This is a genomic window from Pantoea sp. B9002, assembly GCF_013385945.1.
Lineage (GTDB): Bacteria > Pseudomonadota > Gammaproteobacteria > Enterobacterales > Enterobacteriaceae > Pantoea.
The window spans coordinates 6,164-25,015 of record NZ_JACAPA010000014.1 but is presented as its reverse complement, the minus strand read 5'-3'; the positions used below and the strand labels follow the sequence as shown (position 1 = coordinate 25,015).

Sequence of the window (18,852 nt, the reverse complement as noted above, 5' to 3'; positions counted from 1 at the left end):
TTAGGCTCCTTCACGGTCTAAAGCACGCAACAGCATGCTTTTCGAAATGATACCGACGTACTGATTCTCCTCGCTGACCACCGGCACGGCGCAGGGCGCTTGTGCCACATGCGACAGCAGATCGTTCAGGGAGGTATCGGCAGGAACCGCTAAGGGCGTGTCGAGCAGCGCGCTATCCAGCCCTTCACCGGCCGCCAGCGCAGCTTTCAGTGAATCGGTGGACACCACGCCAACAAACTTCTGTTTCTCCAGCACATAGCCATATTCGCGATCTTCATCCTGCAGCAGCTTGATGGCGGACCGCGGACCAAAACCGGCGGCTTTACGGATGAGGGAGCCCGCACTGCGACGCGCAATATCTTTGGCGCTAAACACGTGACTAATATCGACGCCGCGGAAGAAGGTACGCACATAATCGTTGGCAGGATTATTCAGGATTTCATCCGGCGTGCCGACCTGCACCACTTCGCCGCCCTGCATAATGGCAATGCGGTCGCCAATACGCATCGCTTCATCGAGGTCGTGAGAAATAAATACGATGGTACGCTGATGTTTCGCCTGCAGTTTTACCAGTTCATCCTGCATTTCGGTACGAATCAGCGGATCAAGTGCTGAGAAGGCTTCATCCATTAATAAAATATCAGGATTAATCGCCAATGCGCGGGCTAATCCAACGCGTTGACGCATGCCGCCAGAAAGTTCATCGGGATAAGAGTGGGCGTAATTATCCAGGCCAACCTGACGCAATGCTTCCAGCGCTTTTTCCTGACGTTCGGCTAAAGGAATGCCGGCTAATTCCATGCCAAAGGCGGCATTATTTAGCACCGTCATGTGTGGCATCAGCGCGAAGGATTGAAATACCATACTGATCTTATTTCTGCGGACTTCACGCAGTTCCGATTCCGATATTTTGGCAATATCGACACCGTCTATGATTACCTGGCCGCGAGTGGGCTCGATCAGACGATTGAGAAGGCGAACCATGGTGGACTTACCTGAACCTGAAAGCCCCATGATGACGAAGATCTCGCCTTCTTCAATGGCCAGACTGGCATTTTTGACGCCAACAGAGAGGCCGGTTTTTGCCAGAATACTCTCTTTGCTTTCGCCTTTATCGATCAGCTTAAATGCCTTTTCGGGATTATCCCCAAATACCTTATATAAATTCTTTACTTCGAGTTTAATTGCCATGCAGTAATTAATTTCCCGGTTAAATGTTTAACTATTTCTTGTTGTGGTCCTGATTAAATTTAAACGCCCTATACCCTAGCATAGTGAAATTATCTGACAACCCTGAATGGCGATATTCGGCGGCGTGCGCAGCGGTCAATGGCTAAAATCGCCAGTGCTCACAAGGGATGCGCGTGGATTAATTTTTTTGCATTTTAGAAGTGAATTTATGCGCGTTTCAGTCCGTTTATGGTGCAGAGTGACCGAAAATCAATCCCAAAAGAAGAAATATAAGTGAAATAAATGGGTGAGATGAGCGAAAATAAGATTGGTTTAAAAAATAATGATCACTGAATTAATACGCTAAATAATTCGCGTCACAGCAAGGCGACAAGCCCGCTCGACCCAGGAGCATAGTGAACTATGTGACTGGGAAGAGTGGGCGCAGTCAACGCAGCTGTGACGCGAAGTATGACGCGTATTAGAAATTCCAGTCTTCGTCTTCGGTTTCTACGGCTTTACCCATTACATAAGAGGAGCCGGAACCCGAGAAGAAGTCGTGGTTTTCATCGGCGTTGGGCGACAGCGCGGACAAAATCGCCGGGTTCACTGCGGTCAGTTCCGCCGGGAATAGCGCTTCGTAGCCGAGGTTCATCAGCGCTTTATTGGCGTTGTAGTGCAGGAAGGTTTTCACCTCTTCCGCCCAGCCGACGTCACCGTACAACGCTTCGGTATACACCACTTCGTTTTCGTACAGCGCCAGCAGCAAATCAATCGCGAACTGCTGCAACTCTTCGCGGCGGCCAGCATCAACGTTTTCCAGCGCTTTTTGGTACTTATAGCCGATGTAGTAACCGTGTACCGCTTCATCGCGAATGATCAGACGAATCAGGTCGGCGGTGTTGGTCAGCTTGCCACGGCTCGACCAATACATCGGCAGCCAGAAACCGGAGTAGAACAGGAACGATTCAAGGAACACGCTGGCGATTTTCTTCTTCAGCGGATCCTCGGCGCGATAGTGCTCCAGCACAATCTTCGCCTTGTTTTGCAGCGCTTCATTCTCTTCACTCCAGCGATACGCCGCATCGACATCCGCGGTATTACACAGCGTGGAGAAAATCGAACTGTACGAACGCGCATGCACCGCTTCCATAAAGGAGATGTTCGACAGCACCGCTTCCTCGTGTGGCGTAATCGCATCTTCCATCAGGCCCGGCGCACCAATCACGTTCTGGATAGTGTCGAGCAGCGTCAATCCGGTAAACACCCGAATAGTCAGCTGCTGTTGCTGGTGGGCCAGCGACTGCCACGCGGGCAGATCGTTGGAGAGCGGCACTTTTTCCGGCAGCCAGAAGTTGCTGGTCAATCGGTTCCACACTTCGAGATCTTTCTCATCCTGGATGCGGTTCCAGTTAATCGCTTGAATTTGTTTAAGTTGCATAGTTTTCATCACAGTGAGCAGGAGACGCAGCCCTGTACCTCGGTGCCTTGAAGTGCCATCTGGCGCAGACGAATGTAATAGAGCGTTTTGATGCCTTTCTTCCACGCGTAAATCTGCGCTTTGTTGATATCGCGCGTGGTGACGTCATCGCGGAAGAACAGCGTCAGCGACAGGCCTTGATCGACGTGCTGCGTGGCTTCGGCGTAGGTATCAATAATCGCTTCCGGCCCAATCGAGTACGCATCCTGATAGAGGTCGAGATTGTCGTTGGTCATAAACGGTGCCGGATAATAGACGCGGCCAGTTTTGCCCTCTTTACGGATCTCAATGCGCGACACAATCGGGTGAATGCTGGAGGTTGCATGGTTGATGTACGAGATCGAACCGGTTGGCGGAATCGCCTGCAGGTTCTGGTTGTACAGCCCATACTGCATTACTGCTGCACGCAGCGCTTGCCAGTCGGCCTGCGTTGGCAGATCAAGTCCGGCATCGGCAAACAGTTTTGCCACCCGCGCGGTGCGCGGCAGCCAGCGCTGTTCGACATATTTATCGAAGTAACTGCCGCTGGCGTATTTCGACTCGGCGAAACCGTCAAAACTCTTCTGATGCTCCTGCGCCAGCAGATTCGAGGTGCGCACGGCGTGATAGGTGACGCAATAGAAGTAGAGATTGGTGAAATCCAGCGCCTCTTCTGAACCGTACGCCATGCCTTCGCGCGCCAGATAACCGTGCAGGTTCATCTGTCCCAGGCCAATCGCGTGTGAGCGGCGATTGCCTTCCGCCACCGATGGCACCGAATTAATCTCACTCATCTCAGAAACGGCGGTCAGCGCACGCACGGCGGTTTCCACGGTTTGCGCCAGATTGCGCGAATCCATGGCATGCGCAATGTTGAGCGAGCCGAGGTTGCAGGAGATATCTTTGCCGACGCGACGATAGCTGAGATCGTCATAGAACTCGCTGGCGCTGTTGACCTGCAAAATCTCGGAACAGAGATTACTCATGTTGATGCGGCCGGCAATCGGGTTGCTGCGGTTAACGCTATCTTCGAACATGATGTACGGATAGCCCGATTCAAACTGAATCTCCGCCAGCGTCTGGAAGAAATCGCGCGGCTTGATGTAGGTTTTGGTGATGCGATCATCCGCCAGCATCTCGTCGTAATGCTCGCTGATGCTGATGTCCCCAAAGGCTTTGCCATAGATGCGCTCGACATCGTACGGCGAGAACAGCGCCATATCGCGATTCTCTTTCGCCAGCTGGAAGGTGATATCCGGGATCACCACGCCAAGCGACAGCGTTTTGATGCGGATCTTCTCATCGGCGTTTTCGCGTTTGGTATCGAGGAAACGGAAAATATCCGGATGATGCGCATTCAGCCACACCGCGCCTGCGCCCTGACGCGCGCCAAGCTGGTTAGCGTAGGAGAACGCATCTTCCAGCATCTTCATCACCGGAATCACGCCGGATGACTGGTTCTCAATGCGCTTAATCGGCGCACCCGATTCACGCAGGTTGGAGAGCAGGAACGCCACGCCGCCGCCGCGTTTCGACAGCTGCAATGCCGAGTTCACTGCGCGACCAATCGATTCCATATTGTCTTCGATGCGCAGCAGGAAACAGGAAACCAGCTCGCCGCGCTGCTGCTTACCGCAGTTAAGGAAGGTTGGCGTAGCCGGCTGGAAGCGACCGCTCAGCATTTCCGCCAGCAGCTCGCGCGCTAAGGTTTCATTGCCGCGTGCCAGCGTCAGCGCCACCATGCAGGCGCGCTGTTCGAAAGTTTCCAGATAGCGTTTGCCGTCGAAGGTTTTCAACGTGTAGCTGGTGTAGAACTTCCACGCACCGAGGAAGGTATGAAAAGCGAAACCCGCCGCATCGGCTTCATCGTGCAGCTGGCACAGGAAATCGAAATCGTACTGATTCAGCACCTCGGCTTCGTAGTAGCCTTCGGCCACCAGATAGCGCAGGCGCTCGCCCGCAGAGGCAAACTGCACGGTGTTGGGCTGCACATGCTGCAGGAAGAACTGGCGCGTCGCTTCATGATCTTTGCTGAACTGGATGCGGCCATCGGCGTCATACAGGTTCAGCATCGCGTTGAGCGCGTGGTAATCAGTCAGCGAGCTGTTTAGGGTGTCTGTCGTTGCCAAAATTGGGTCACTCCCGCTTTTACATTAGCGATATCTTCGGGGGTTCCCATCAGCTCAAAGCGGTAGAGATAGGGAACCTGACATTTCTGCGCAATGATGTCGCCCGCCAGGCAATAGCCTTCACCGAAGTTGCGGTTACCGGCAGCGATCACCCCGCGAATCCCGCGTCGGTTGGCATCATCATTGAGGAATTGAATAACTTGTCTCGGCACCGCACCGCGCGAACTGCCGCCGCCGTAGCTCGGCACCACTAAAATGTAGGGCTGTTCGATATGCAGGCGCTGCTTGCCGTCAACCGGAATGCGGCGGGCAGGCAGCCCCAGACGTGTGATGAATCGGTGCGTGTTTTCCGACTGGCTAGAGAAATAGACCAGTGGAAACATGGCTTATCCCCCGACGGCCGCGAGCTGGCGCAGGCTGGCAATTTTGTCGGGACGGAAGCCACTCCAGTGATCGTCTTGCGTCATCACCACCGGCACCTGGCGATAGCCGAGAGATTTGAGGTTGTCGATGGCTTCTGGTTGGGTATCAAGGTTGATCAGCTGATAGTCGATACCTTTGCGGTCCATGGCATTTTTTGTCGCATTGCACTGGACACAGTTGTCTTTGGTGTAAATAATAATGCGCATGATTCGTATTTCCCTTTGATTGCGGTCAGATTGCGAGATACGAAGCAAATTCCTGTTTGCATCGAACTTCGTCCTTGACGACATTTGGTAGCTGGTTGATGGGTTGAATACTAGATGTAGTGATTAAAAGGATCAAGCCCACCAGATATAGGGTTTTGTGATTTTGATCTTCGGATATTCACTGAGGCCAGAGATCATGCGCCTTCCAGGGCGGAAAAATTTTTTGTAAAGGGAATGAGGTGGGAGGGATGGTTAGACTTTGTGCGATCTGGCCCTCATCCCAGCCTTCTCCCGCAAGCGGGAGAAGGAGCCGATCGCGCTAACTATTCCCTCTCCCGCCTGCGGGAGAGGGTTAGGGTGAGGGAAAGCGCGCACTTTCTCGCACCCACAAAAAAGCCCCGCATCAGCGAGGCTTATTGAATCTATTTACAGGCTTATCGGCGTGAAGACACCAGCAGCGCGCCCAGCACTAAACCGATCGCCGCACCGACGCCCACGCCGTGCCACGGCTTGTCGTGGACATAGGCATCAACCTGCGTACCCGCGTCACGCGCCGCTTGCGATACGCGATTCTGTCCGCCGCTCAGTTTGGCACGCGTCTGCTTCAACAGCGCCTGCGCCTGGCTGCGTGCATTATCAACCTCGTCTTTAGCTTCACTGCCATAAGATTTAAGTAACGCCTCTAGCGAATCGGCCAGTTCGTTTACATCCTGATTGATATCAATGTCATCGTTTTTTGCGCTTCGATTAAACATTTTTTAGCTCCCTTTGATTTAAAACGTAATACTCAGTGTAGACGAAGCGTGATTAAACGCAGGGATGTGCCAGGCTTTAGGGAAAATTCCGAATGCCCATGCCATCCTGCTGCTGTAAGGTTGCGGGGCTGTGAGAAGAGAGGAGCAAGCATGTATTTACGACCAGATGAGGTAGCGCGCGTACTTGAGAAAGTGGGCTTCGAAATGGATACCCAAACGCCAAAAATTTACGGTTATCGTCGCGGCGAAAACTATGTGTACGTCAATCGCGAAGCGCGTATGGGACGTACCGCCTTAATCATTCACCCGACGCTGAAAGAGAAAAGCCAGAGCTTTGCTGAACCGGCTTCAGAGATGAAAACCTGCGATCACTATACGCAATTCCCACTCTATTTAATGGGCGATTCGCAGGAGCATTACGGGATTCCGCACGGCTTCAGCTCGCGCGTTGCGCTTGAGCGTTATCTGCAAGGCGTATTCGGCGCCTGATCTTGCGCCCCGTTTCGCGCGGGGCCGCAAACCCTCACTCAATCCTCTCCTTCTGCCCCGTTGCAAATCCGCACGCTGACGCGTATAACCCTGTGTCCATATAGATGTTCAGACGTCCATACGGATAAATATCATGCAAACTCAGGATACGCCCCCGCAGGAAAATTTTAAGCGCACCATGAAAGTACGGCATCTGGTGATGCTGTCGCTCGGCGGTGTGATCGGAACCGGACTGTTCTTCAATACCGGCTACATCATCTCAACCACCGGCGCAGCCGGCACCTTGCTGGCCTATCTGATTGGCGCGCTGGTGGTGTGGCTGGTGATGGTCTGTCTCGGCGAATTGGCCGTCGCGATGCCGGAAACCGGCGCGTTCCACGTCTATGCCGCGCGCTATCTCAGCCCGGCCACCGGTTATACCGTCGCCTGGCTTTACTGGCTCACCTGGACGGTGGCGCTGGGTTCCAGCCTGACCGCCGCCGGATTCTGCATGCAGTACTGGTTCCCGAGCGTGCCGGTGTGGACGTGGTGTCTGGTGTTCTGCATCGCCATTTATCTGCTGAATATTGTCTCAACGCGCTTCTTTGCCGAAGGTGAATTCTGGTTCTCCATCATCAAAGTGATCACCATCATCGCCTTTATTATTCTCGGTGCGGGCGCGATCTTTGGTTTTATCCCGATGAAAGACGGCAGCGCCGCGCCGGGATTGCACAATCTCACCGCTTCCGGCTGGCTGCCGCACGGCACGCTGCCGATTCTGATGACCATGGTGGCGGTCAACTTCGCTTTCTCGGGCACGGAATTGATCGGCATCGCCGCTGGTGAAACCGAGCAGCCACAAAAAGCGCTGCCGCTGGCGATCCGCACCACCGTCGCGCGTTTGATCATCTTCTTTATCGGCACGGTATTTGTGCTGGCAGCGCTGATCCCGATGGATCAAGCCGGGATCGTCAAAAGCCCGTTTGTGCTGGTGTTTGAAAAGATCGGCATCCCATACGCGGCGGATATTTTCAACTTCGTGATCCTTACCGCCATTCTCTCCGCCGCCAACTCCGGCCTGTATGCTTCTGGTCGCATGTTGTGGTCGCTGGCCAATGAGAAGACGCTGCCGCGCTGTTTTGCGCGCGTTAACCGCCGTGGTATTCCGGTGCTGGCGCTGACCGTGAGCATGATTGGCGGCTTGCTGGCGCTGTTCTCCAGCGTGATTGCGCCGGACACGGTGTTTGTGGCGCTGTCGGCGATTTCCGGTTTTGCCGTGGTGGCGGTGTGGCTCAGCATCTGCGCCTCGCACTATGTGTTCCGTCGTCGCCATCTGCAGGCGGGCGGCAGCTTACAACAGCTGGCGTATCGTGCGCCGCTCTATCCGCTGACGCCGATTCTGGGCTTCCTGTTATGCCTGCTGGCGTGCGTTGGTCTGGCGTTCGATCCGTCGCAGCGTATTGCGCTGTGGTGCGGCATTCCGTTTGTGCTGTTCTGCTATGCCGCATACCATGTCACGCAACGACGCAAGTCATCCCCTAAGGCTGAGGAGGCCAACGATGTCGCGTAATCCCATCGCGCAGGCACTAACCCAAACTGACACGCTGATTCTCGATGGTGCGCTGGCGACCGAGCTGGAGGCGCGCGGCTGCAATCTGGCCGATGCGCTGTGGTCGGCCAAAGTGCTGATGGAAAATCCTGAGCTGATTTATCAGGTGCATCACGACTACTTTGCTGCCGGCGCGCATGTGGCGATCACCGCTAGCTATCAGGCCACGCCGCAGGGTTTTGCCGCGCGCGGCTTAGATGAAGCGCAGGCGCTGGCGCTGATCACCCAGAGCGTACAGCTGGCGCAGCGCGCGCGTGACGACTATCGCGCATCTTCCGCCAGCACCGCGCCACTGCTGGTGGCCGGTTCGGTCGGGCCGTATGGCGCTTTTCTGGCCAATGGCGCGGAGTATCGCGGTGATTACGCGCTGCCGGAAGAAGAGATGAAAGCGTTCCACCGCCCGCGCGTGAAGGCGTTGCTGGAAGCGGGTGTCGATCTGCTGGCCTGCGAAACGTTGCCGTCCTTTGCCGAAGCGCAGGCGCTGGTGAGTTTACTGGCCGAATTCCCTGCCAGCAGCGCGTGGTTCTCCTTTACCCTGCGCGATGCCGAACACATCAGCGACGGTACGCCGTTGAGCAAAGTGGCTGAGCTGGTGCATGCGGCACCGCAGGTGGTGGCGATGGGTATCAACTGCGTGGCGTTGGAGAGAGTAACGCCCGCACTGCGCAGCTTACAGGCGCTGTGTGATAAGCCGCTGCTGGTCTATCCGAACTCCGGCGAGCAGTACGATGCCAGCAGCAAAACCTGGCACTCCGCGCCGTCGGGCTGCACGCTGCACGACAAGTTCGCCGAATGGCAGCAGGCGGGCGCACGTCTGATTGGCGGCTGCTGCCGCACCACGCCGCAGGATATCGCGGCGATTGCTGCTTGTTGTCAACCGCAATAAAGCGCAGAAAATCATCAGTGATAGCGCGATTAAGCTCAGAAGGGCAGTTTACACTGTCCTATCTGATGCTGAAGCGGACCTGCTATGAACCTGCGACCTCTTTTTCCTGCCTGTGCGCTGCTGCTGAGCGGCTGCGCCACCATTGTCGGCACTGAAACGCAACCGGTAAAAATCGACTCCTTGCCGCAAGGCGCGCGTTTCACCGTGCAGGATGAGACCGGCCGCGCGGTGGCGCAGGGCTATACGCCGCAAACCGTCGAGCTGGCGAAATCTACCGGGAATTATTTTGGTAAGAAGCACTATCAGGTGATGCTGGAGAGTCCGGGCTACGTGCCGCTAACGTTGCCGATCGAGGCCAATGCCAATCTGTGGTATTTGCTCGGCAATATTCCGCTGTTGGGCTTCCCCGGCTGGCTGCTGGTCGATCCCTTCTACGGCGGCATGTACGATCTCAAACCTGAACATCCGCAGCCGAAGCTGAACGTCGTCGGCGCACGCGGTTAATTTGTAGGGTCGCCATTTATGGCGACCAAACGATTACTGCGCGGTAGGCTTCACCATTGCATGGGCGCTTTTATGCTGCGCCAGATGTTGCTGCTGGAAAATGCACATGCGGATGGTGTTGCGGTATTCGCCGTTGATGAAAAATTCGTGCTTCAGTACGCCTTCCACCTCAAAACCCAGCTTGGTGTAGATATGCACCGCCTTCTTATTCTCTTCATCGACAATCAGATAGAGTTTGTAGAGATTCAGCACCGAAAAGCCGTAATCCATCGCTAACTTTGCCGCTTTTGTGGCTAAGCCTTTGCCCTGATGTGAAGGATCGATAATGATCTGAAACTCAGCGCGGCGATGCACGTGATTAATCTCGACCAACTCCACCAACCCGGCTTTGTGTCCATCATGCTCCACCACAAAGCGACGCTCGGTCTGGTCATGGATATGTTTGTCATACAGGTCTGAAAGCTCGACAAACGCTTCATACGGCTCTTCAAACCAGTAACGCATCACGCTGGCGTTGTTATCTAATTGGTGCACAAAGCGTAAATCTTCCCGCTCCAGCGGACGTAACTTAACCGTCATACGGTATTCCTTGTTGTTGAATGTTGTTCCACGATGCGGCCCTGCGCCATACGCGCTGCGCGATCACACATGTGATCAATCACATCCGGATCGTGGCTGACCAGCACCATGGTTAAACCATCTTTTTGCTTTAGATCGTTGAGCAGGTTGAGGATCTCGGCCTGCACCGACATGTCCAGCGCCGAGGTCGGCTCATCCAACAGCAGGATCTTTGGTTCCAGCAGCAGGGCGCGCACAATCGCCACGCGCTGACGCTGACCGCCCGAAAGCTGATGCGGATAGCGATCCGCCAGCGCCGGATCGAGCCCGACATGGCGGAACCCGGCATTAATGCGGTCGTCGATGTTATCACGCTTTAGCATTTTCAGCGGTTCCGCCAGCGTGCGACGCAGGCGATGACGCGGATGCAGCGAAGCGTAGGGATCCTGAAACACCATCTGCACATCGCGGCGCAGCTGGCCAGTGAACGCTTTGCCGGGCTGCACGGCGGTGCCCGCCAGCGACATGCTGCCGCTCCAGTGCGGATTCAATCCCGCCAGCACCCACAGCAGCGACGACTTGCCGCAGCCGGACGGGCCAACCAGACCAAAACACTCACCGGCCGCGACCTGCAGCGACACATCGTGCACCACGGTGCGCAGCTCGTAACCTTGCTTGTGCGAAACGCTGAGGTTCGATAACTCAATCATAATTTTTCTCCAGCGCTGCACGATCCAGCACCGGCAAACGCTCGCCGTGCGTGGTTTTGCTCGGACGACAGGCCCACAACGTGCTGGTGTAAGGATGGCTGGCGTTGGAGAGTTCGGACGCCGGCAAGGTATCCAGCACGCGGCCCTGATACATCACCATCACGCGTTCGCAGTGCTCGGAAACCTGTTGCAAATCGTGGCTGATCAGCAGCAAACCCATGTTGCGCTGCTCAACCAGACGACGAATCAGCGCCAGCACCTGATCGCGCATCGCGTGATCGAGTGCCGAAGTGGGTTCATCGGCGATCAGTAGCTCAGGATCGGTGATCAGGGCGATCGCCAGCATCACGCGTTGCCCCATGCCGCCTGAGAGTTGATGCGGATAGCGCTTCATCAGCTGACGCGGATCGGGCAAGCCCACCGCATCCAGCATCTCGCACACTTTCTCTTTACGTTCAGCGCGGCTCAATTTGTGGTGCAGCACCAGCGGTTCTTCTACCTGCCAGCCAATGGTGCGCGTGGGATTGAGCGCATATTTCGGATCCTGCATCACCATCGCCACTTTACTGCCGCGTAGCTGGATCCAGTCACGCTCGCGCAGGCTCAGCGCATCGGTGCCGACAATCTGCAAACGGTCGGCCTGCAAGTGCAGCGAAGGTGACAACAAGCCCATCAGCGTGCGCGCGGTGAGTGATTTACCGGAACCGGATTCACCCACCAGCGCCACGCGCTCGCGGCCAATTTGAAAGCCGATGTTATCGACCAGCAGCGCATCATCGCTGCGAATCGTCAGGCCTTGTACATCAATTAACAGATCATTTGGCATGGCGAGTATCCAGTCGGTCACGCAGGCCATCGCCTGTCAGGTTAAACGCCAGGCTGGCGAACAGAATCGCGCCGCCGGGTGCGGCGGCTACCCACCATTGGTCGAAGATCACTTTACTGCCTTCCGCCACCATCGAACCCCATTCGGCGGTAGGCGGTTGCACGCCCATGCCGAGGAAGCCGAGGCCAGCGGCTGAAAGAATAATGCCACCGAGGCTCAGCGCGGCGCGCACCACCGCCGTTGGCATACACAACGGCAGAATATGACCAAACATCAGGCGCAAACCGGTGATGCCCTGCATGCGCGCGGCGGCGAGGTAATCACTGCGGCGCAGCGCCAGCGTTTCGGCACGCGCCTGACGGGCAAACGGCGGCCAGCTGGTGAGCGCCAGCGCCAGTGCGCCATTCATCAAACCGGGGCCGAGCATGGCGACCAGCGCCAGTGCGATCACCAGATTTGGCAGCGACAGGAAGATATCGGTAATGCGCATCAACACGCGCTCGGTCCAGCCGCCCACGTAACCGGCGGTGATGCCGACCAGCAGGCCAACCGGAATGGTCAGCACCATAATCAGTGACACCAGCAGCAGCGTTGGGCGCGCGCCGTAAATCACGCGTGACAGCAGATCGCGGCCAAAGCCATCGGTGCCAAACCAGTGCAGCGCCGACGGCGCCTGCAAACGCTGGGAGATGATCTGCGCATTGGGATCGAAGGGCGCCAGCAACGGCGCGAACAGCGCCATCGCTACCACAATCAGCACCAGCGTCAGGCCGATGGTGAGCGAGGTCACGCGCGCGCGTCGGCGACGCGGACGCAGCGTTTCCAGTTCAGAGAGTTGTTGAGTCATCGGGTTCTCGGATCGGTTAACCAGGTCAGGGCATCGGCCAGCGCGTTGAGCAGAATAAAGCAGCTGCCAATCAGCAAGGTCGAGCCGAGAATCGCCGGTACATCAGAGGAAAACAGCGCGTTGGTCATGTAGCGACCGACGCCCGGCCAGGCAAATACCGTTTCGGTCAATACCGAACCTTCCAGCAGCGTGGCGTAGGAGAGGGCGATAACGGTAATCAGCGTGCCCAGCACGTTAGGGAAAATATGACGCAGCAAAATGCGGCCACGGCTGGCACCTTTCGCGCGCGCCAGCACCACATACTCTTTGCTGCTCTCTTCCAGCAGTGCCGCGCGCAGCAGGCGCGTAATGCCCGCCATAGCCAGCAGGCCGAGAATCACCACCGGCAGCCACAAATGGGCAATCGCATTGCGGAACATCTCGGGATCGCCGGACATCCAGCTATCAATCAGTACAAAGCCGGTTTTCGGCTCCAGCGTGTAGATCCAGATGTCATCGAGCTGGCCCGGTCCGGCGGACCAGTGCAGCACGGCGTAAAACAGCAGCAAACCCAGCAAGCCGAGCCAGAACACCGGCACAGAGTAGCCGAGCAGCGAAACAAAACGCGCCACGTTATCGATGATGCTGCCCGGTTTCCACGCCGCCAGCAGCGCCAGGGCAATGCCGAACACCGCGGCAAAAATCATCGCGCAGGTGGCCAGCTCAATGGTGGCCGGGAAGGTACGCATCAGGTCGGCGCTGACAGGTTGATTCGTCAGATGCGATAAGCCGAGATCGCCGCGCGCCAGATGGCTGATATAGCGCCAGAACTGCACCAGCACCGGCTGATCGAGGCCGAGATCGTGGCGCACCTGCGCGTAGGTGGCTTCACTGGCGTGATCGCCAGCGATCTGTTGCACCGGATCGACAGGCGACAGGTGCGACAGCATAAAAGTGAACGCTAACAAACCGACCAACGTTACCAGCAGCGAAAGCAGGCTGGTGACAATGTGGCTAACGCGTTGCCAGAATGGCCGGGCGAACCCGGCCTGTGAAGCTGACACTGCCATTACTTAGAAACCTGCGAGTAATACACCATGTCCGGGTTGATGCCCTGTACATAGCCTTGCAGATTGTCGCGCAGCGCAATCAGGTTTTTCGCCTGCAAGCCAATCACGTACGGCGAGTTCTTCAGCACTTCACGCTGCATCGCCTGATAGAGTTCGACGCGCTTGTTGTTATCGCTCTCGGCGGTGGCGGCCAGCGTTTGCTTGTTCAGCTCCGGGATATGCCAGTCAGAACGGTAAGCCACGGTTTTACTGCCATCTTCCGGGTTGTAAGCGAAGGACGCGGCGTTGGTATTAGGATCGAAATAGTCTGCGCCCCAGGCATTCAGGGTGGCTTCATATTTGTGCGCCTTCACGCGGGTAGAGACTTCAGAGCTCAGGCCAGGTTGCACTTCCACCTTCACGCCGCCTTTGGCAAAGCTGCCCTGCAGCGCCTGCGCGATATCGAGGTAAGGCGGCTGGTTGCTGGTGGAGAGTTTGAAACTGACGTTGGTCAGACCGGCTTTCTTCAGAATCGCTTTGGCTTTCTCAGGATCGTAAGTGTACGGCGTGTCGTTGATTGCGCCGAGGAAGCCTTTCGGCAGGAAGGTCTGATGCACGTCGAACTGGCCTTTCAGCAGGTCGTTAGCGATACCTTTATAGTCGAACAGGTATCGAGCGGCTTCCCACAGCGCCGGGTTCTTCAGCACCGGGTTTTCACCGATGTTGAACTGGATGTAATAGAGAGAAGCCATCGGAATCGCTTCGGTCTTCACGCCCGCTTTGCCTTTCAGCGAGGCGATCTGATCCGCACCGAGGTTACGCGCGATATCCACATCGCCCTGTTCCAGCAGCAGACGACGCGCAGCCGGTTCCGGAACGTTTTTGATCAGGATGTTTTTCAGCTTCGGTGCGCCCGCTGGCGAAGTTGGGTTCGCGCTCAGCAGAATCGCTTCGTGCAGCACCACTTTACGAATCTGATACGGGCCGCTACCGGCAGAGTGAGTACCGAGCCACGCGTGGCCGAAGTCACCGTTCTTCGCGTTGGCCTGCGCGGTTTTCTCATCAACAATTGAAGAGACCGGCGCGGAGAGCAGGCTGAGCACATACGCCGGGCTGACGTTGGCGCTCCAGCTGATCTGTACGTGGTTGTCATCAACCTTCTTCAGGAAGGTATCGACGTTATCTTTATTCCAGCCGAGCTGGGTAAGAATAAAGGAGGGATCGAGATTGAGTTTCACCACGCGACCCAGCGAGAAGATTACATCTTCCGGACGCAGCGGATTGCCGCTGGCGAACTGAGCGCCTTTGCGCAGTTCAAACGTCAGGCTGCGATTATCGCTGCCCGCTTGCCAGGACGTGGCCAGCGTTGGCTGCAAATCGGTTGGATTGGTGGGATCGGACTGAACCAGGCGCTGATAAATGTTAGTGAACGCTTGCACCGTGGTGAGCTCAAAGCCCTGCGCGGGATCGAAGCTGTCGGCATCATCGGTGGACTGGGCAATTACCAGCGTATCTTTCGGCGTCGCTGCCTGAACAGAGAAGGCGGCTACCAGCGATAACGCCAGCAGTGATGGAATAATTTTTTTCATGTTGTTTCCTTGCCTAAAAAAAGTAACGCGAGTTTACGAGAGCGCAGCAGTGAAGAATAGTCAATTTCAGGCTATGCATATGCATTAATGATCTAAGCTGTGGGGTTCAGTTATAAGGGTAAACCGCACAATCCGTAGCGGCGCAATTCATTGCGCAATGTGTGGATGGGCTTTGGGTGCAGGATCGTAAATTCAAAATCGCGCGATTAATCGCGCCGCAACGGAATGTGCGTGTGGGTAATATCAACTTAACTGCAACGGAATATAAATGATCGGTGACTAACCGATAATTAACTTTACTTCGTTACTTCCCGGAATATAATGGCCGCAATTTCAAAGCAGGAGAGTTCAGTTGGACAGTCACCCTTTTAGTTGGCATCACAAGGCAAGCTGACGCGCGAACTTTTTTGTCGCTGCTTGCCAACACGGCGGGCAGCAATCCTCTCTTTACTTGATGATTGTTCCCTTAAAACGACACTGTAACGGGCCAAAGCCCGTGGGGATATCATCATGCACATGATTTTTAACACACTTTTCCCTCCGCCTCGATACGCGCGCTGAACCTCAGCGTGCTGATTTGCGCTGCGCGTTAGACAGCTTCTCGCTGTTTGACTGCGTGGTGTTTACCTTCGTCCTTAATTATTACTCGTTATTTAACGAGCGACTCTTTTCGTCTTTAATTTCCGGGAGGTGATATGGAAATTCCCGACAGGTTATTTTTAATTTAAAAAACGCATTGCCGTTAATTTAATTTGTGTGCCTCGCACGCAGGGATTTTTATTGCCGTAATAAAGAGGAATGTCACTATGACTGACATGAAACTCAACCAGGACAAAAAAGCCTGGAACACCACGCGCCAGCCGCGTCAAAAAACACCTCGTTACCTGATTGAAGATGAAGCCGGTTTTACTGCCGACGAAACGCTGGTGCGTCTGCGCAGCGATGCGCTTGGCCTGAGTGAACGTGAAGCCGAGGCGCGCTTAGATGTGTATGGCCGCAATCAGGTCGAACACGACAAAGCGCCACCGGCGTTATTGCAGTTGCTGCAGGCATTCAACAATCCGTTTATCTATGTCCTGATGGCGCTGGCGTTGGTGAGCTTTTTCACTGATTTCTGGCTGCCGCTGCGCAACGGCGAGGAGACCGATCTGACCGGTGTCATCATCATTGTGACGATGGTAACGCTCAGCGGTTTGCTGCGCTTCTGGCAGGAGTTCCGCACCAACAAAGCAGCGCAGGCGCTGAAGTCAATGGTGCGCACCACCGCCACGGTGCTGCGCCGTGAATCCCCGCAGCAAGCGCCGCTCAAACAGGAAGTCGATATCGCCACGCTGGTGCCGGGCGACATCATCTATCTGTCGGCGGGGGATTTGGTGCCAGCCGATGTGCGGCTGCTGGATTCACGCGATCTGTTTATCAGCCAGGCGATTTTGACCGGCGAATCGTTACCGGTTGAGAAATATGACGTCACCGGCCACGTCACCAGCAAAAGTAGCGGTGCCAGCGAGCAGGGCACATCGCTGCTGGAACTGGGCAGCGTCTGCCTGATGGGCACCAATGTGTCCAGCGGCAGCGCCAAAGCGGTGGTGGTAGCAACCGGCAGCGAAACTTACTTCGGTAGCCTGGCGAAATCGATTGTTGGTAACCGCTCACAAACCGCTTTTGACCGCGGCGTTAACAGCGTGAGCTGGCTGTTGATTCGCTTCATGCTGGTGATGGTGCCGGTGGTGTTGCTGATTAATGGCCTAACCAAAGGCGACTGGCTGGACGCTTCACTGTTTGCGCTGGCGGTGGCGGTAGGTTTAACGCCGGAAATGTTGCCGATGATCGTCAGCTCCAATCTGGCAAAAGGCGCTATCGCCATGTCGCGGCGCAAAGTGATCGTCAAACGCCTGAATGCGATTCAAAACCTCGGCGCGATGGATATTCTCTGCACCGATAAAACCGGCACGCTGACGCAGGACAACATCATTCTGGAGCATCATCTGGATTGTGCTGGCGTGGAGAACTCACGCGTACTGATGCTGAGCTGGCTCAACAGCCACTATCAAAGCGGCACGCTGAATCTGATGGATCGCGCCATTTTGCAGTACGGCAAAAATCGCGTCAGCGAAGCGGTGGGCGATACCTACATCAAAGTGGATGAGCTGCCGTTTGATTTCATTCGCCGTCGTGTTTCAGTGGTGGTGCGCGATCGTCGTCTTAATCAACAGATGCTGATCTGCAAAGGCGCGGTGGAAGAGATGCTGAGCATCGCAACTGCCGAGCGTGAAGGCAAACTGGTGCAGCCGCTGAACGAAACGCGCCGAGCAGAACTGCTGGCGCTGGCACATCAATACAATGAGCAGGGTTTCCGCGTACTGTTGGTGGCGAGTCGCGTGCTGGCGGAGCCGGGTTTACAGCAGCCGCTGAGCGTGGCGGATGAGCAAGGCTTAACGGTTGAAGGGCTGCTGACCTTCCTCGATCCACCGAAAGAGAGCGCCGCCAAAGCCATCGGCGCGCTGCGCGACAATGGCGTTAGCGTCAAAGTGCTGACCGGCGATAATCCGGTGGTGACCGCGCGCATTTGCCAGCAGGTTGGCATCGACAGCGGCGCGATCGTCACCGGCGACCAAATTGCCCTGATGAGCGACGAGCAACTGGCAGACGCCGCCGCGCAGAGTTCGGTATTCGCCAAACTCACACCGCTGCAGAAATCACGCATTCTGCGCGCGCTGCAGCAGCAGGGCCACACCGTTGGCTTCCTCGGCGACGGGATTAATGATGCCCCGGCGCTGCGTGATGCCGATGTCGGGATCTCCGTCGATAGCGCGGCGGACATCGCCAAAGAGTCCTCCGATATCATCCTGCTGGAAAAAGATTTGATGGTGCTGGAAGAGGGCGTGATGAAGGGACGCGAAACCTTCGGCAACATCATCAAGTACCTGAACATGACCGCCAGCTCGAACTTCGGCAACGTGTTCTCGGTGTTGGTGGCGAGCGCCTTTATTCCGTTCCTGCCGATGCTGGCGATTCATCTGCTGATTCAGAACCTGATGTACGATCTGTCCCAACTGGCGCTGCCGTGGGACAAAATGGACCGCGAGTTCCTGCGTAAACCGCGTAAATGGGACGCGCGTAATATCAAACGCTTTATGCTGTGGATTGGGCCAACGTCGTCGATTTTCGATATCACCACTTTCGCGCTGATGTGGTACGTGTTCGCGGCGAATACGCCAGAAATGCAGTCGCTGTTCCAGTCCGGCTGGTTTATTGAAGGCTTGCTGTCGCAGACGCTGGTGGTGCATATGCTGCGCACGCAAAAGATTCCGTTTATCCAGAGCCGTGCGGCGCTGCCGGTGCTGCTGACCACTGCGTGTGTGATGATCGCCGGCATTCTGCTGCCGTTCTCACCGCTGGGCGCGATGGTGGGATTGGTCCCGCTGCCGTGGAGCTACTTCCCATGGCTGGTGGCAACGCTGCTCGGTTATTGCGTGGTCGCGCAGGGCATGAAAATGCTCTACATCAAGCGCTTTGGTCAGTGGTTTTAAGCTCATGGAGGCGAAATGCGCAACCGCAATCTCAATAAGGTGGTGTTTCACCTGCTGCTGATGATGGTCGTCATTGTGGTGTTAACACTGGTGTTTCGTTAACGAAAAAGGGCAGGATTTCCTTAATGCCGATAAGTTAAGCGCCGTATCAAATC

The 18,852-nt window shown here is 55.8% G+C and carries 17 protein-coding genes; 5 read left to right on the top strand and 12 right to left on the bottom strand.

The annotated features are described in order from the left end of the window. The 6 genes from proV to HX773_RS10575 all read right to left on the bottom strand — a co-directional run bounded on the left by proV (position 1) and on the right by HX773_RS10575 (position 6,142). Positions 1–1,191, bottom strand: a complete 1,191-nt coding sequence (proV, locus tag HX773_RS10600) for a glycine betaine/L-proline ABC transporter ATP-binding protein ProV (RefSeq protein ID WP_101763437.1) — start codon at positions 1,189–1,191, stop codon at positions 1–3. 460 nt (positions 1,192–1,651) lie between these two features. Beyond that, positions 1,652–2,611 carry a class 1b ribonucleoside-diphosphate reductase subunit beta gene (gene nrdF / locus HX773_RS10595; RefSeq protein ID WP_176971475.1) on the bottom strand — a complete coding sequence of 320 codons (960 nt, stop codon included), beginning with the start codon at positions 2,609–2,611 and terminating at the stop codon, positions 1,652–1,654. Between the two features lie 8 nt (positions 2,612–2,619). Continuing rightward, positions 2,620–4,758, bottom strand: coding sequence for a class 1b ribonucleoside-diphosphate reductase subunit alpha (gene nrdE, locus HX773_RS10590; protein ID WP_176971474.1), 2,139 nt, complete (start codon positions 4,756–4,758; stop codon positions 2,620–2,622). Further along, on the bottom strand, positions 4,737–5,141 hold the full coding sequence (gene nrdI, locus HX773_RS10585) for a class Ib ribonucleoside-diphosphate reductase assembly flavoprotein NrdI (RefSeq protein ID WP_176971473.1): 405 nt from the start codon (positions 5,139–5,141) through the stop codon (positions 4,737–4,739). The genes nrdE and nrdI overlap by 22 nt, the downstream gene beginning before the upstream one ends. 3 nt (positions 5,142–5,144) lie before the next feature. Next, entirely contained in the window at positions 5,145–5,387 is a 243-nt protein-coding gene (gene nrdH, locus HX773_RS10580) for a glutaredoxin-like protein NrdH (RefSeq protein ID WP_008101624.1), read from the bottom strand. Between the two features lie 434 nt (positions 5,388–5,821). Continuing rightward, complete coding sequence (locus HX773_RS10575; RefSeq protein ID WP_176971472.1) at positions 5,822–6,142, bottom strand: DUF883 family protein; 321 nt, start codon at positions 6,140–6,142, stop codon at positions 5,822–5,824. A 150-nt stretch (positions 6,143–6,292) separates the two neighbouring features. Here HX773_RS10575 and HX773_RS10570 point away from each other — a divergent pair, with 150 nt between their 5' ends. The 4 genes from HX773_RS10570 to HX773_RS10555 all read left to right on the top strand — a co-directional run bounded on the left by HX773_RS10570 (position 6,293) and on the right by HX773_RS10555 (position 9,609). After that, on the top strand, positions 6,293–6,631 hold the full coding sequence (locus HX773_RS10570; RefSeq protein WP_008101622.1) for a DUF2002 family protein: 339 nt from the start codon (positions 6,293–6,295) through the stop codon (positions 6,629–6,631). 133 nt (positions 6,632–6,764) lie between these two features. After that, entirely contained in the window at positions 6,765–8,180 is a 1,416-nt protein-coding gene (gene mmuP, locus HX773_RS10565) for an S-methylmethionine permease (RefSeq protein ID WP_176971471.1), read from the top strand. Then, on the top strand, positions 8,170–9,105 hold the full coding sequence (mmuM, locus tag HX773_RS10560) for a homocysteine S-methyltransferase (RefSeq protein ID WP_176971470.1): 936 nt from the start codon (positions 8,170–8,172) through the stop codon (positions 9,103–9,105). The genes mmuP and mmuM overlap by 11 nt, the downstream gene beginning before the upstream one ends. A gap of 84 nt (positions 9,106–9,189) precedes the next feature. After that, positions 9,190–9,609, top strand: a complete 420-nt coding sequence (locus HX773_RS10555; RefSeq protein ID WP_008101619.1) for a hypothetical protein — start codon at positions 9,190–9,192, stop codon at positions 9,607–9,609. A 33-nt stretch (positions 9,610–9,642) separates the two neighbouring features. Here HX773_RS10555 and speG read toward each other — a convergent pair whose 3' ends face one another. The 6 genes from speG to HX773_RS10525 are packed head-to-tail and all read right to left on the bottom strand — an operon-like array spanning position 9,643 to position 15,167. Further along, positions 9,643–10,188: a spermidine N1-acetyltransferase gene (gene speG, locus HX773_RS10550; RefSeq protein WP_061718042.1), complete on the bottom strand. Its 546-nt coding sequence runs from the start codon at positions 10,186–10,188 to the stop codon at positions 9,643–9,645. Beyond that, positions 10,185–10,877: an ABC transporter ATP-binding protein gene (locus HX773_RS10545; protein ID WP_061718040.1), complete on the bottom strand. Its 693-nt coding sequence runs from the start codon at positions 10,875–10,877 to the stop codon at positions 10,185–10,187. Before HX773_RS10545 ends, speG begins: the two co-directional genes overlap by 4 nt. Next, a complete protein-coding gene (locus HX773_RS10540) occupies positions 10,870–11,703 on the bottom strand; it encodes an ABC transporter ATP-binding protein (RefSeq protein WP_176971469.1) in 834 nt (277 codons plus the stop codon). Before HX773_RS10540 ends, HX773_RS10545 begins: the two co-directional genes overlap by 8 nt. Then, complete coding sequence (locus HX773_RS10535) at positions 11,693–12,550, bottom strand: ABC transporter permease (RefSeq protein WP_176971468.1); 858 nt, start codon at positions 12,548–12,550, stop codon at positions 11,693–11,695. Before HX773_RS10535 ends, HX773_RS10540 begins: the two co-directional genes overlap by 11 nt. After that, positions 12,547–13,599: an ABC transporter permease gene (locus HX773_RS10530; RefSeq protein WP_176971467.1), complete on the bottom strand. Its 1,053-nt coding sequence runs from the start codon at positions 13,597–13,599 to the stop codon at positions 12,547–12,549. The genes HX773_RS10535 and HX773_RS10530 overlap by 4 nt, the downstream gene beginning before the upstream one ends. Further along, positions 13,599–15,167 carry an ABC transporter substrate-binding protein gene (locus HX773_RS10525; protein ID WP_176971466.1) on the bottom strand — a complete coding sequence of 523 codons (1,569 nt, stop codon included), beginning with the start codon at positions 15,165–15,167 and terminating at the stop codon, positions 13,599–13,601. Before HX773_RS10525 ends, HX773_RS10530 begins: the two co-directional genes overlap by 1 nt. An 806-nt stretch (positions 15,168–15,973) precedes the next feature. On the opposite strand from HX773_RS10525, the gene mgtA reads away from it, so the two are divergent. Next, a complete protein-coding gene (mgtA, locus tag HX773_RS10520; RefSeq protein WP_176971465.1) occupies positions 15,974–18,697 on the top strand; it encodes a magnesium-translocating P-type ATPase in 2,724 nt (907 codons plus the stop codon). The last annotated feature ends 155 nt before the right edge of the window (positions 18,698–18,852 follow it).